Annotated in this window: 12 protein-coding genes; 5 read left to right on the top strand and 7 right to left on the bottom strand. The window is 65.7% G+C overall.

Annotated features, from left to right (window positions below):
- Nucleotides 1–8: 8 nt before the first annotated feature.
- The 6 genes from AB4Y42_RS03690 to AB4Y42_RS03665 all read right to left on the bottom strand — a co-directional run bounded on the left by AB4Y42_RS03690 (nucleotide 9) and on the right by AB4Y42_RS03665 (nucleotide 6,949).
- Nucleotides 9–536, bottom strand: a complete 528-nt coding sequence (locus AB4Y42_RS03690; protein ID WP_368685998.1) for a PaaI family thioesterase — start codon at nucleotides 534–536, stop codon at nucleotides 9–11.
- 8 nt (nucleotides 537–544) lie between these two features.
- Nucleotides 545–847: a Dabb family protein gene (locus tag AB4Y42_RS03685; RefSeq protein WP_133186141.1), complete on the bottom strand. Its 303-nt coding sequence runs from the start codon at nucleotides 845–847 to the stop codon at nucleotides 545–547.
- A gap of 174 nt (nucleotides 848–1,021) precedes the next feature.
- Nucleotides 1,022–2,200, bottom strand: a complete 1,179-nt coding sequence (locus tag AB4Y42_RS03680; protein WP_342945731.1) for an acetyl-CoA C-acyltransferase — start codon at nucleotides 2,198–2,200, stop codon at nucleotides 1,022–1,024.
- A gap of 53 nt (nucleotides 2,201–2,253) precedes the next feature.
- Nucleotides 2,254–2,889 carry a bifunctional nicotinamidase/pyrazinamidase gene (gene pncA, locus AB4Y42_RS03675; protein WP_368693433.1) on the bottom strand — a complete coding sequence of 212 codons (636 nt, stop codon included), beginning with the start codon at nucleotides 2,887–2,889 and terminating at the stop codon, nucleotides 2,254–2,256.
- Between the two features lie 46 nt (nucleotides 2,890–2,935).
- Nucleotides 2,936–5,017 carry a 3-hydroxyacyl-CoA dehydrogenase NAD-binding domain-containing protein gene (locus tag AB4Y42_RS03670; RefSeq protein WP_368693432.1) on the bottom strand — a complete coding sequence of 694 codons (2,082 nt, stop codon included), beginning with the start codon at nucleotides 5,015–5,017 and terminating at the stop codon, nucleotides 2,936–2,938.
- Between the two features lie 243 nt (nucleotides 5,018–5,260).
- On the bottom strand, nucleotides 5,261–6,949 hold the full coding sequence (locus AB4Y42_RS03665; RefSeq protein WP_368693431.1) for a 3-(methylthio)propionyl-CoA ligase: 1,689 nt from the start codon (nucleotides 6,947–6,949) through the stop codon (nucleotides 5,261–5,263).
- Between the two features lie 143 nt (nucleotides 6,950–7,092).
- Here AB4Y42_RS03665 and AB4Y42_RS03660 point away from each other — a divergent pair, with 143 nt between their 5' ends.
- From AB4Y42_RS03660 to AB4Y42_RS03640, 5 genes are all read left to right on the top strand, one after another.
- Nucleotides 7,093–8,691, top strand: coding sequence for a YdiU family protein (locus tag AB4Y42_RS03660; protein ID WP_368693430.1), 1,599 nt, complete (start codon nucleotides 7,093–7,095; stop codon nucleotides 8,689–8,691).
- A 50-nt stretch (nucleotides 8,692–8,741) separates the two neighbouring features.
- Nucleotides 8,742–9,161 (top strand): peptide-methionine (R)-S-oxide reductase MsrB, encoded by a 420-nt coding sequence (gene msrB / locus AB4Y42_RS03655; protein WP_368685993.1) that lies wholly within the window; start codon nucleotides 8,742–8,744, stop codon nucleotides 9,159–9,161.
- 112 nt (nucleotides 9,162–9,273) lie between these two features.
- Complete coding sequence (locus tag AB4Y42_RS03650; protein WP_201696976.1) at nucleotides 9,274–9,807, top strand: septation protein A; 534 nt, start codon at nucleotides 9,274–9,276, stop codon at nucleotides 9,805–9,807.
- A complete protein-coding gene (locus AB4Y42_RS03645) occupies nucleotides 9,804–10,112 on the top strand; it encodes a BolA family protein (protein ID WP_368685992.1) in 309 nt (102 codons plus the stop codon). Before AB4Y42_RS03650 ends, AB4Y42_RS03645 begins: the two co-directional genes overlap by 4 nt.
- Before the next feature lie 59 nt (nucleotides 10,113–10,171).
- Nucleotides 10,172–10,951 carry a peptidylprolyl isomerase gene (locus AB4Y42_RS03640; RefSeq protein WP_028206990.1) on the top strand — a complete coding sequence of 260 codons (780 nt, stop codon included), beginning with the start codon at nucleotides 10,172–10,174 and terminating at the stop codon, nucleotides 10,949–10,951.
- A gap of 94 nt (nucleotides 10,952–11,045) precedes the next feature.
- Here AB4Y42_RS03640 and AB4Y42_RS03635 read toward each other — a convergent pair whose 3' ends face one another.
- Entirely contained in the window at nucleotides 11,046–12,161 is a 1,116-nt protein-coding gene (locus tag AB4Y42_RS03635) for a Fic family protein (RefSeq protein ID WP_368693429.1), read from the bottom strand.
- Nucleotides 12,162–12,370: the final 209 nt, after the last annotated feature.

Here is a 12,370-nt window from a genome sequence, read left to right as displayed (position 1 = left end):
TTGCGCGTTTAACCGTCGCTCGGGCCCGGCCGCGCGCTGGGGTCGCTGCGCAGACGCTGACGCGTCACGTCGCGGCCCACCGCAAGCCGGCGCATGTACTTGAAGGTGCCGAGCGCCTTGGCGACGAAATGGCCTTCGCTGTCGCGAATCTCGCCTTCGCAATAGGCCATCGTGGTGGAACGGTGCAGCACGCGGCCCGTGGCGCGCAACTCGCCGCGCCCCGGCTGCATGAAGTTCACTTTCATTTCGACGGTGACGACGCCCACGCCGTCGGCGGCGACGCTGCGCGCCGCCATGGCGAGCGCGATATCGGCGAGCGTCATCGTGACGCCGCCGTGCGCGACGTCCCACGTATTCAGATGCCGCTCGGCGAGCGGCAGCACGACTTCGCTCGCGCCGTCACGCGCGCTCACGAGTTGCGCGCCGAGATGCTCGACGAAGGGACTCTCGATGATCGTGAGCGACGGTTGCGCTGGTTGTGCGTCTTCGCCTTTTGGCGCGCCGCCGCTCTGGGACTGATCTGCGGTACCGGTCATGATGCGCTTCAGACCACGTAATCCACGCACTGACGCGACTCGACCACGAGCTTCGCGAACTGCTTCACGACGAGATGCTCGGGGTGGTCCTGATAGCCGTCGAGTGCGGCCTGATCGGCGAAGTCGGAGACGAGCACGAGGTCGAATGTGGAAGCGAGGCCCGGCGCGGCCACACCGACTTCGAGGTGCAGCGTGCCCGGCACGAGATCGCGGCAGCCTTCGAGCAGCGCCTTGAACTTCACGACGTTCTCGGCACGCGTCGCGCCTTCGGCCGACTCCTTGAGCTTCCACATCACGATATGACGAATCACGAACTCACCTCTTTCAATCTGCATGGGAACAGGCGCCGCACCGTGCGCGCGCCGACAGCCGTCATGATACCCGCAGCGGCTCGGGCGCGAGGGCGGCCCGGCGCGCGTAGAGCCGCGGGAAAGCGATGAAAACGTGAGTGCGGCAGCAGGCATGTCCACTGCCGCGCCCTGGCGTCAGACGACTTCGAAGAGGCCGGCAGCGCCCTGCCCGCCGCCGATGCACATCGTCACCACGACGAACTTCGCGCCGCGGCGCTTGCCTTCGATGAGCGCGTGGCCCGTGAGGCGCGCGCCCGACACGCCATACGGGTGACCGACGGCGATCGCGCCGCCGTTCACGTTCAGGCGGTCGGCGGGAATGCCGAGCTTGTCGCGGCAATACAGCACCTGCACCGCGAACGCTTCGTTCAGCTCCCACAGGCCGATGTCCTCGACCTTCAGGCCCGTCTGCTTGAGCAGCTTGGGCACGGCGAACACGGGACCGATGCCCATCTCGTCCGGCTCGCAGCCCGCCACGGCGAAGCCGCGGAAGATGCCGAGCGGCTGCAGGCCTTCGCGCTCCGCGACTTTCGCGTTCATCACGACGCAGGCGCTCGCACCGTCCGAGAACTGGCTCGCATTGCCGGCCGTGATCACGCCGCCCGGCATCGCCGTGCGGATCTTCGCAACGCCTTCGAGCGTGGTGTCGGCGCGAATGCCTTCGTCGGCGGCGATCGTCACTTCCTTCGTGACGAGTTGCCCCGTGGCCTTGTCGGCCACCCCGGCGAGCACCGTCATCGGCACGATTTCGTCGTTGAAGAGACCGGCTGCCTGCGCGGCCGCCGCGCGCAGCTGCGACTGCACGCCGTATTCGTCCTGGCGATCCTTCGAGATTTCATAGCGCTTCGCGACGTTCTCGGCCGTTTGCAGCATGCTCCAGTAGATTTCGGGCTTGTGCTGGTTGAGCCAGCCTTCGGCCACCATGTGGCGGTTCATCTCGTTCTGCACGCACGAGATCGATTCCACACCGCCCGCGACGAACACGTCGCCTTCGCCCGCGATCACGCGTTGCGCTGCAAGCGCGATCGTCTGGAGTCCGGACGAACAGAAGCGGTTCACCGTCATGCCCGGCACGCTCACGGGCAGCCCCGCGCGCAGCGCGATCTGGCGCGCGATATTCGCGCCCGTGGCGCCTTCGGGGTTCGCGCAGCCCATGATCACGTCTTCCACGCGCGCGGGGTCGATCTTCGCGCGCTCGACGGCGGCTTGCGTCACGTGCCCGCCGAGCGTGGCGCCGTGCGTCATGTTGAAGGCGCCCTTCCAGGATTTGGCGAGGCCCGTGCGGGCGGTCGATACGATTACGGCGTCAGTCATGCGATGTCTCCCACTACGAAGATTGAATCCAGAGGATGTCTTTGATTGGACGTTCAGGCGGACAGTGCCAGCACCTCGGCCGATTGCGCGCGCTTCACGCCGGCGGCCAGCAACTGCTGCCACGCGGCGGCCAGCGAGCCGTTCAGGTCGATGGCGCGCGAGGCGTCTTCGATCAGCACGGTTTCGAAGCCCGCGGCGCGCGCGTCGAGCGCGGACCACCCCACGCAATAGTCGGTCGCGAGGCCGCAGCAGTACACGCGCTTCACGCCCACGTCGCGCAGATAGCCCGCGAGGCCGGTGGGCGTCTTGCGGTCGGCTTCGAGAAATGCGGAATAGCTGTCCACGTCGGCGTGATGGCCCTTGCGGATCACCGCGCGCGCATGCGGCACGTCCAGGTCGCGATGCAGCGCCGCGCCTTCGGTGCCCTGCACGCAGTGCACGGGCCACAGCACCTGCTCGCCGTAGGGCAGCGCCGTCGTCTCGAACGGCGCGCGTCCCGCATGATTGGCCGCAAACGAAATGTGCTGCGCCGGGTGCCAGTCCTGCGTGAGCACCACGTGGCTGAAGCCCTGCGCGAGCCGGTTCGCGACCGGCACGACTTCATCGCCACGCGCGACGGCAAGCGCGCCGCCGGGCATGAAGTCGTATTGCAGGTCGATCAGCAGGAGCACGTCGTCTGCGCTTCTCATGATGTTCGTCCGCCTGTTCGTCCGCTGTTGCGTCCGTAAGTGATGCTTAGTTGAACGTACCGCCACTGTCAGCCAGCTCGACGATCGAAGGCGCAACTTCCCACGCCTCGCCATTGCGCTGCTGCGCATAGCGGCGAATCGCGCGCTCGACGTTGTAGAGGCCGACCGTGTCGGCGTACAGCATCGGGCCGCCGCGCCACAGCGGGAAGCCGTAGCCCGTGAGATAGACCATATCGATGTCCGACGCCTTCGAAGCGATGCCCTCTTCGAGAATCTTCGCGCCTTCGTTGACGAGCGAGAACACGAGACGCTCGACGATTTCGTCGTCGCTGATCTTGCGGCGTTCCACACCCGCTTCCTTCGAGTACGCCACGATCATCTCGTCGACGAGTTTCGACGGCAGCGCGTTGCGCTCGCCCGCCTTGTAGTCGTACCAGCCCGCGCCGGTCTTCTGCCCGAAGCGGCCGGTCTCGCACAGACGGTCGGCGATCTTCGAGTACTTCATGTCCGGGTGTTCCTGATAACGGCGCTTGCGAATGGCCCAGCCGATATCGTTGCCGGCCAGATCGCTCATGCGGAACGGGCCCATCGCGAAGCCGAACTTCTCGATCGCCCGGTCCACCTGCGCGGGCAGCGCGCCTTCTTCGAGCATGTAGAGCGCCTGACGCACGTACTGCTCGATCATGCGGTTGCCGATGAAGCCGTCGCACACGCCCGACACCACGGCCGTCTTGCGGATCTTCTTCGCGACCTGCATGACAGTGGCGAGCACGTCCTTGGCCGTTTCCTTGCCGCGTACGACTTCGAGCAGCTTCATCACGTTGGCAGGACTAAAGAAGTGCAGACCCACCACGTCCTGCGGACGCTTCGTGAACGCCGCGATCTTGTCGACGTCGAGCGTCGAGGTGTTCGAGGCGAGGATCGCGCCCGCCTTGGCGACTTCGTCGAGGCGCTTGAACACCTGCTCCTTCACGCCGAGCTCTTCGAACACCGCTTCGATGATGAGATCGGCTTGCTTGAGGTCGTCGTAGGAAAGCGTCGGGCTGATGAGGGCCATGCGCGCTTCCAGCTTCTCCTGCGTAAGCTTGCCCTTCTTGACCTGCGCCTCGTAGTTCTTGCGGATCGTGGCGAGGCCGCGGTCGAGCGCTTCCTGCTTCGTTTCCAGCAGCGTGACTGGCACGCCCGCGTTGAGGAAGTTCATCGTGATGCCGCCGCCCATCGTGCCCGCGCCGATCACGGCTACCTTCTGGATGTCGCGCGTGGGCGTGCTCGACGGGACGTCGGGAATCTTGCTCGCGGCACGCTCGCCGAAGAACGCGTGGCGCAGCGCGCGGCTTTCCGGCGTCTGCACGAGTTCGAGGAAGCATTCGCGCTCGAACACGAGGCCCTTGTCGAAGCCCTGCTTCACCCCCGCCGCGATGGCGTCGACGCACTTGACCGGCGCGGGATAGTTCTTCGCCATCGCGCCCACGGTATTGCGCGAGAACTGCAGGAAGCCTTCGGCGTTCGCGTGTTCGATCTTGCGGTTGCGCACGAGCGGATGCGGGCCCGGCTTGTCGGCGGCCTGGCGCGCGAAGGCGATCGCCTCTTCGAGCAGATCGCCTTGCGCCATGGCGTCGAAGAGCCCCGAATTCGCGAGCTTTTCGCTCATCACCGGCGCGCCCGTGACGATCATGTTGAGCGCGGCTTCAAGGCCGATCGCACGCGGCAGACGCTGCGTGCCGCCCGCACCCGGCAGAATGCCGAGCTTCACTTCGGGCAGCGCGATCTGCGCGCCGGCAGCGGCGATCCGGTAGTGCGCGCCGAGCGCCAGTTCGAGGCCGCCGCCCATGGCCACGCTGTGGATCGCGGCGACGACCGGCTTCGCGCTCTTTTCGACTTCCTTGATGACGGTGTGGAGCGTGGGCTCCTGCATCGCCTTGGGCGTGTTGAATTCGGTGATGTCCGCGCCACCCGAGAACGCCTTGCCGGCGCCCGTGATCACGACGGCCGCAACGGCCGGATCGCTCGCGGCGCGCGCGAGACCCTCGACAATGCCTGCGCGGGTCGAATGCCCGAGGCCGTTGACGGGCGGATTATTGAGCGTGATGACGGCGACGCCGTCGCGAGTCGTGTAGTCCACTGCCATTTGCCTGCCTCCATGCTTGCGGGCCGCGATGTGCGTCGTCGGTTTCATTGTCCGACATTCCCGGTCAGCAGGCAGAATACCCAAAAAAGAACGTTCGTTCAATTTTTTGCTGCGCTGCGGACGCCAGGGTTTGTACTGAACGCACGAGTCCGGCGGGTCGGCGGGCAAAAGTCGGAAGAAAAAAACGCAGCCAGATGGCTGCGCCGGAGAACCTTGCGCGGCTGCGCGGGGGCTCGGGGTGGCTTATCCGCGCTTCGCGGCGTCTTGCACCGGATCGAGCGGACAGCCATCCACGGCAAGCGCGGTCGGCAGCACGTAGGCGCGGAACTGTTCGCGCAACTTGAGCTTTTGCAGCTTGCCCGTCGCCGTATGGGGCAATTCGTCGACGAACACGGCGTCGTCGGGCAGCCACCATTTCGCGACCTTGCCTTCGAAGTAAGCGAGCAGTTCTTCACGCGTGATCGCGGCGCCGGGCTTCTTCACCGCGACGATCAGCGGCCGCTCGGTCCAGCGCGGATGCGCGCAGGCAATGCACGCGGCCTCCGCGATGGCCGGATGCGCCACGGCGATGTTTTCCAGCTCGATCGAGCTGATCCACTCGCCGCCCGACTTGATCACGTCCTTGCTGCGGTCGGTGATGTGCAGGAAGCCGTCGGGGTCGATCGTGGCGACGTCGCCCGTGGGGAACCAGCCGTCCACGAGCGGCGAGCCGCTCTCCTGGCGGAAATAACGGTCGATCACCCATGGCCCGCGCACGTGCAGGTCGCCGAACGTCACACCATCCCACGGCAACTCCCGCCCGTCTTCGCCCACGATCTTCATGTCAACGCCGAAAATCACGCGCCCCTGCTTCTCGAGGAGTGCCTGCTGCGCTTCGCGCGGGCGCTCCGACTGCTCCCACTTGAGCCTCGAGAGCGTGCCGAGCGGCGACATCTCCGTCATGCCCCACGCGTGGATGGTCTGCACGCCGTAGTCATCCTCGAAGGCGCGCTGGATCGCCGGCGGACAGGCCGAGCCGCCCACCACCGTGCGCTGCAGCGTGGTAAAACGCACGCCCGCGCTGCGCACATACGCCAGCAAGCCGAGCCAGACCGTGGGCACGCCGGCCGAGGCGGTGACGCCTTCCGTTTCCATGAGTTCGTAGAGCGACTTGCCGTCGAGATCCTTGCCGGGCATCACGAGCTTTGCGCCCGTGAGCGGCGCCGCATGCGGAATGCCCCATGCGTTCACATGGAACATCGGCACGACCGGCAAGATCGCATCGCGTGCGGAAAGCCCCATGGCGTCGGGCAGCGACGCGCCATACGCGTGCAGCACCGACGAACGATGCGTGTAGAGCGCGCCTTTCGGGTTGCCCGTGGTGCCGGACGTGTAGCAAAGGTTCGAGGCGCTGCGCTCGTCGAGTTCGGGCCACGCGTAGCTGCCATCCTGCGCGGCGAGCAGCGTTTCGTAGCCGAGCACTTCCGTGCGCATGGCCGGCCGGTGCGATTCGTCGCACAGCGCGATCCAGCCGCGCACGTTCGGGCATTGCGGCGCGAGCGTGTCGACGAGCGCGGCGAACGTGATGTCGAACAGCACGTAGCGGTCGTCGGCGTGATTGACGATCCAGGCGATCTGCTCGGGAAAGAGCCGCGGATTGATGGTGTGGCACACGGCGCCGAAGCCGGTCACGCCGAAATAGGCTTCGAGATGCCGGTAGCCGTTCCAGGCCAGCGTGCCGACGCGCTCGCCGGGCGCCACGCCCAGCGCCATCAGCGCCTGGGCAAGCTGCTTCGAGCGCGTCTCGCACTCGCGGTACGTGTAACGATGAATATCGCCCTCGACGCGGCGCGAGACGATCTGCGCGCTGCCATGATGGCGCGCCGCATGCGCAATCAACGACGGGAGCGTGAGCGGCACATCCATCATCTGTCCCAGCAGCGGCGCACTCATCGGTGGCGGTCTCCTCGCGTTGGATCGGCGTTCGGTGTCGTTGTCTTTGGCGTATCGGCCTGGCGCGCCGGCAAGCTTCGAACGCGCCCCAGCACGCCGGCGGGTGCGGACTTACAATATCGACTATTCAACAGGCCCTCAATATGTCGTTTTCACCAGGCACTCCCGACTCCCAAGGCGGCTCGTCCGCTACGCACCCGCCCGCCACCGGTCCGCTCGCCGACTTCGAACGCGCACTGATCGTGCCGCGCGACGACGCCTTCGCCGCGCTCGGCGCACGCTTTTACACGCGGCTGCCCGGCGCGCCGCTGCCTGCGCCTTACGTCGTCGGCTTCTCGAAGGCCATGGCCGCGCAACTCGGGCTCGATGCATCCGCCGTTGCCGACCCTGCGTTCGCCGGGTTCTTCAGCGGAAATTTCACGCGCGAGCGCTCGCCTTCGGCCATGTCGTACGCAACGGTCTACTCCGGCCACCAGTTCGGCGTATGGGCGGGCCAACTCGGCGACGGCCGCGCGCTCACGCTCGGCGAGGTCGAGCACGAGGGCAGGCGCAACGAGGTTCAGCTCAAAGGCGCGGGCCGCACGCCCTACTCGCGCATGGGCGACGGCCGCGCGGTGTTGCGCTCGTCGATCCGCGAATTCCTGTGCTCGGAAGCCATGCGTCATCTCGGCATTCCGACCACGCGCGCCCTCACGGTGACCGGCTCCGACCAGCCCGTGCGCCGCGAAGAGATGGAAACGGCGGCGGTCGTCACGCGCGTGTCGCCGAGCTTCGTACGCTTCGGCCACTTCGAGCATTTCTATTCTCACGACGACGTGGACGCGCTGCGCGCGCTCGCCGACCACGTGATCGCGCGCTTCTATCCGCAACTGCGCGAAGCCGACGACCCGTACCTCGCCCTGCTCGACGAAGCGGTGCGCAGCACGGCGGCGCTGATGGTCGAGTGGCAGGCCGTGGGCTTCTGCCACGGCGTGATGAATACCGACAACATGTCGATCCTCGGCCTCACGATCGACTACGGTCCGTTCGGCTTCATGGACGGCTTCGACGCCAACCACATCTGCAATCACTCGGATTCGCAGGGCCGCTACGCGTACCGCATGCAGCCGCAGATCGGGTACTGGAATCTCTTCTGCCTCGCGCAGGCGCTCGTGCCGCTGTTCGGCGCGCACTACGACATCGCCGACGACAAGAAGCGCGGCGAGCGCGTGGTGGCCGACGCGCAAGGCGTGCTCGAACGCTTCAAGGGGCACTTCGCGCCCGCGCTCGAAGCGCGCATGCGCGCAAAGCTCGGCCTCGAACACGCGCGCGAAGGCGACGACGCGCTCGCGAACAAGCTGTTCGAAATCATGCATGCCAACCGTGCCGATTTCACGCTCACGTATCGCCATCTCGCGCTCGTTTCGAAGCATGACGCGAGCGGCGACACGTCGGTGCGCGATCTCTTTCTCGATCGCGCCGCCTTCGACGCGTGGGCCGCCGACTACCGCGCGCGCCTCGCGCACGAAACACGCGACGACGCCGCGCGCGCGGAGGCAATGAACCGCACCAATCCGAAATACGTGCTGCGCAATCACCTCGCGCAAACGGCGATCGAGCGCGCCGCGCAAAAAGACTTCAGCGAAGTCGAGCGGCTCGCGAAGGTGCTGGAGCGGCCATTCGACGAGCAGCCCGAAAACGCGTCGTACGCGGGGCTGCCGCCCGACTGGGCGAGTTCGCTCGAAGTCAGTTGCTCTTCGTGAGCGCGCCCCCATCTACGTGATCCTTGTTTCCCACCCGACAGGAACCCGACATGAGCCAGGAAGACCACAACTCCCCCTCCTACCCCGGCTACCAGTCCGACGAGCAATGGCGCGAGCAGCTTGACGAAGGCCAGTACCAGGTCACGCGCCATGCCGCCACCGAGCGCGCCTTCACGGGCAAATACTGGGATCATTTCGATCGCGGCGTGTATGACTGTGTGTGTTGCGGCACGCCGCTGTTCGAGTCCGACACGAAATTCGACGCGGGCTGCGGCTGGCCGAGCTACTTCCGCCCGATCAATGGCGAGGTGATCGAAGAGAAAACCGATCGCACGCACGGCATGCTGCGCATCGAAGTGCGCTGCAAGAACTGCGGCGCGCACTTAGGCCACGTGTTCGAGGATGGTCCGGCCCCGACGGGCCTTCGGTATTGCATCAATTCGGCTGCGCTACAATTCGAGCCCAAGTGAACGCTGGCAAGGCAGCCCCACGCCCCGCGCGGGGCGCCGCTGGGTAAAACCGGGCCTTGAAAGCGTCGCGCCCTCTTTTGTTGGGCTCAATTCGTCAACTCTCAGGCCGATAATGAAATTCCTGTTTGATCTGTTCCCGATCATCCTCTTTTTCGTCGCCTTCAAGCTGTGGGGCATCTTTACGGCTACGGCCGTGGCGATTGGAGCTACGCTCGTGCAGATCGCGTGGGTCGCATTCCGTCACCGCAAGGTCGACCCGATGCTGTGGCTTTCGCTCGGCATCGTCGTCGTGTTCGGCGGCGCCACGCTGATGCTGCACGACGAAACCTTCATCAAGTGGAAACCCACCGTGCTCTACTGGGCGTTCTCGGTCGTGCTGCTCGTTTCGCAGGTGGCATTCGGCAAGAACCTCATCGAAGCGATGATGGGCAAGCAGATCACCCTGCCGCAGCGCATCTGGACGCAACTGAACTTCGTCTGGTCGATTTTCTTCGCGCTGCTCGGCATTCTCAATCTCTTCGTGGCGTTCCACTTCTCCACCGACGCGTGGGTCGACTTCAAGCTGTTCGGCGCGACCGGCATCCTCGTGGTGTTCATCGTCGGCCAGAGCCTGTGGCTTTCGCGTTACATGAAGGAAGAAGAATGAGCGACGTCTTTCTCAACGCCAGCCCCGCCGAGCGCATGACGCTGATCGAAACTCGCCTCACCGCGGCACTCGCCCCCGTTTCCATCGAGGTGCGCGACGACAGCGCGCAACACGCCGGACACGCCGGCGCCGCTGCCGGCGGTCACTATCATGTCACGATCGTTGCGGGCGCATTCGCGGGGAAAGCCCGCGTGGCAAGGCATCGCATGGTGTATGATGCGCTGGCCGAGGCCATGCAGCGCGGCATCCACGCCCTCGCGATCACGGCGCTCACGCCCGAAGAAGCCGCGGCGCTGCCCCGCTAGCCCACGTTAGATTTCGTTTTTTTGTTCGCCATTTTGGTTCGCCCCGTTAGGACTTTCCGATGACCTTGAAGAAGACCCATCTCTGGGTGTTGCTGGCTGCGTGCGCGGCGGCTCCCGCCTTTGCGCAGAACATCGCCGTCGTGAACGGCACGCCGATTCCCAAAGCGCGCGCCGATGCGCTGGTCCAGCAGCTTGTCCAACAAGGCCAGCAGGATTCGCCGCAACTGCAAATGGCGGTGCGCGAGGAACTCGTGAATCGCGAAATCCTCATGCAGGAAGCCATTCGCGAGGGCATTCCGAACAACCCGGACGTGAAGGCGCAAATCGCCGTGGCCCAGCAGACCGTCGTGCTGCGCGCGCTGATTCAGAACTTCGTGAAGAACAACCAGCCGAGCGACGCCGAAGTCAAGGCGCGCTACGACCAGTTGACCAAGGATGCGGGCGGCAGCGAATACCACCTGCACCACATCCTCGTGGACAACGAGCAGCAGGCCAAGGACCTGATCGCGAAAATCAAGGCCGGCGCCAGCTTCGAAGACCTCGCGAAGCAGTACTCGAAGGACCCGGGCTCGGCCAAGAACGGCGGCGACCTCGACTGGTCCGATCCGAAGGCCTACGTGCCGGAGTTCGCGACGGCGGCCACGCATCTGCAGAAAGGCCAGATGACCGATACGCCGGTGCACACGCAGTTCGGCTGGCACATCATCCGCGTGGACGACATCCGCCCGGTCACGCCGCCGCCGCTCGAACAGGTGCGCCCGCAGATCGTCCAGCAGATCCAGCAGGAAAAGCTGCAGGCGTTCGAAGAGAATCTGCGCAAGCAAGCGAAGATTCAGTAAGGCTGCATGGCGGCGCATTTGCCGCTTTAGGTACTGCAAAAAGGTACTGCAAAAAACCCCGCGACCTGCAAAGGCGCGGGGTTTTTGTTTGCGGCTATGCGTTGAGCTCGTAGCTCGTGCTGCGCCCGCCCCCCTCCGCCTTGCGCAGCACGCCGCGCGTCAGCAGGTCGTTGATGTCGCGTAACGCCGTATCGGACGAGCATTTGGCAATCGCCGCCCACTTGCCGCTCGTGAGCTTGCCGTCGAAGCCGTCGAGCAGGCGGTTCAGGAGCTTGACCTGGCGCTCGTTGAACGGCGTCGTGGCCCACTCGCGCCAGAAGCGCGCCTTGGCGAGCACGGCGTCCAGCGTGATTTGCGCCTGATCGACCGCGCGATGCAGCGCGTCGAAGAACCAGGCGAGCCACAGCGTGACGTCCAGCGAGCCGCGCTGCGTGCGCTCCAGAATGTCGTAATAGCCCTTGCGCTCCCGCTGAATCTGCGCGGAGAGGCTGTAAAAGCGCTGCGCGCTGCCGTCCGCACGCGCGAGCAGCAGGTCGCCGATGGCTCTTGCCACGCGGCCGTTGCCGTCGTCGAACGGGTGCAGCGTGACGAACCACAGGTGACCGAGGGCCGCCTTGATCAGCGGCGGCTCTTGCGCCGGACCGTTGAGCCAGTCGAGAAAGCGCCGCGTTTGGGCTTCCAGCCGGTTCGCAGGCGGCGCCTCGAAATGCACGCGTTGACGGCCGATCGGCCCCGAGATCACCTGCATGGGCCCGCTCGCATCGTCGCGCCATGCCCCGACGTTGATGCGCGACAGGCCCGCGTAGCCCGTAGGAAAAAGCGCAGCGTGCCAGCCGAACAGGCGCTCGCGCGTGACCGGCGCGCGGCTGTTGGTGGTCGCGTCGAGCACCATCTCCACCACGCCTTCCACGTGGCGGTCCACCGGCGCGAGCGCCCCGATGTCCACGCCCATGCGGCGCGCGATCGACGAACGCACCGAGGCGACGTCGAGTTGCTCGCCCTCGATCTCGCTGGTCTTGAGCACGTCCTCCGTCAGGGCCGCGAGGCTCGCCTGATCGCGCAGCGCGAGACCGACATCGGCCAGCCTGCCCACCAGCAGGCCCTGGGCACGGCTGACCTCGGCCATGGGCTCGGCGAGCGCTGCCAGATCGAAGCGCCACTGAGGCCAGTCGCCGGCTTGCCAGATGTAGGTGTATTCGCCGCTATTCATGCGGCGATTATGAGCCGTATTCGCCGCAGGCGCAAATTAATCACCGCAAAATGTGCGGCGATTAACGTCGCTATTCACCGCAAGACGGCGCCGGGCGGCGCCCAAAAGGAAAAACCCCGGCCCGCACTCGTCATCGAGGCATGACCGGGGTTTTCCACCAGAGCGAGTTGCCCTGCCCTGGCGTCAACCGTCCGCGAAGTTCGCGAGGC

Origin of the sequence: Paraburkholderia sp. EG286B (assembly GCF_040965655.1) — a bacterium.
In the GTDB taxonomy this organism is placed as follows: Bacteria; Pseudomonadota; Gammaproteobacteria; order Burkholderiales; family Burkholderiaceae; genus Paraburkholderia.
The sequence above is the reverse complement of the archived record's forward strand: the minus strand, read 5'-3'. Positions and strand labels throughout refer to the sequence as shown.

Excerpts from the sequence above, each read along its gene's own strand:
- pncA (WP_368693433.1), bottom strand. The coding sequence starts at position 2,889 with ATGAGAAGCGCAGACGACGTGCTCCTGCTGATCGACCTGCAATACGAC.
- AB4Y42_RS03640 (WP_028206990.1), top strand. The coding sequence starts at position 10,172 with ATGACCTTGAAGAAGACCCATCTCTGGGTGTTGCTGGCTGCGTGCGCG.
- msrB (WP_368685993.1), top strand. The coding sequence starts at position 8,742 with ATGAGCCAGGAAGACCACAACTCCCCCTCCTACCCCGGCTACCAGTCC.
- AB4Y42_RS03680 (WP_342945731.1), bottom strand. The coding sequence starts at position 2,200 with ATGACTGACGCCGTAATCGTATCGACCGCCCGCACGGGCCTCGCCAAA.
- AB4Y42_RS03635 (WP_368693429.1), bottom strand. The coding sequence starts at position 12,161 with ATGAATAGCGGCGAATACACCTACATCTGGCAAGCCGGCGACTGGCCT.
- AB4Y42_RS03645 (WP_368685992.1), top strand. The coding sequence starts at position 9,804 with ATGAGCGACGTCTTTCTCAACGCCAGCCCCGCCGAGCGCATGACGCTG.
- AB4Y42_RS03690 (WP_368685998.1), bottom strand. The coding sequence starts at position 536 with ATGACCGGTACCGCAGATCAGTCCCAGAGCGGCGGCGCGCCAAAAGGC.
- AB4Y42_RS03660 (WP_368693430.1), top strand. The coding sequence starts at position 7,093 with ATGTCGTTTTCACCAGGCACTCCCGACTCCCAAGGCGGCTCGTCCGCT.
- AB4Y42_RS03665 (WP_368693431.1), bottom strand. The coding sequence starts at position 6,949 with ATGAGTGCGCCGCTGCTGGGACAGATGATGGATGTGCCGCTCACGCTC.
- AB4Y42_RS03650 (WP_201696976.1), top strand. The coding sequence starts at position 9,274 with ATGAAATTCCTGTTTGATCTGTTCCCGATCATCCTCTTTTTCGTCGCC.
- AB4Y42_RS03670 (WP_368693432.1), bottom strand. The coding sequence starts at position 5,017 with ATGGCAGTGGACTACACGACTCGCGACGGCGTCGCCGTCATCACGCTC.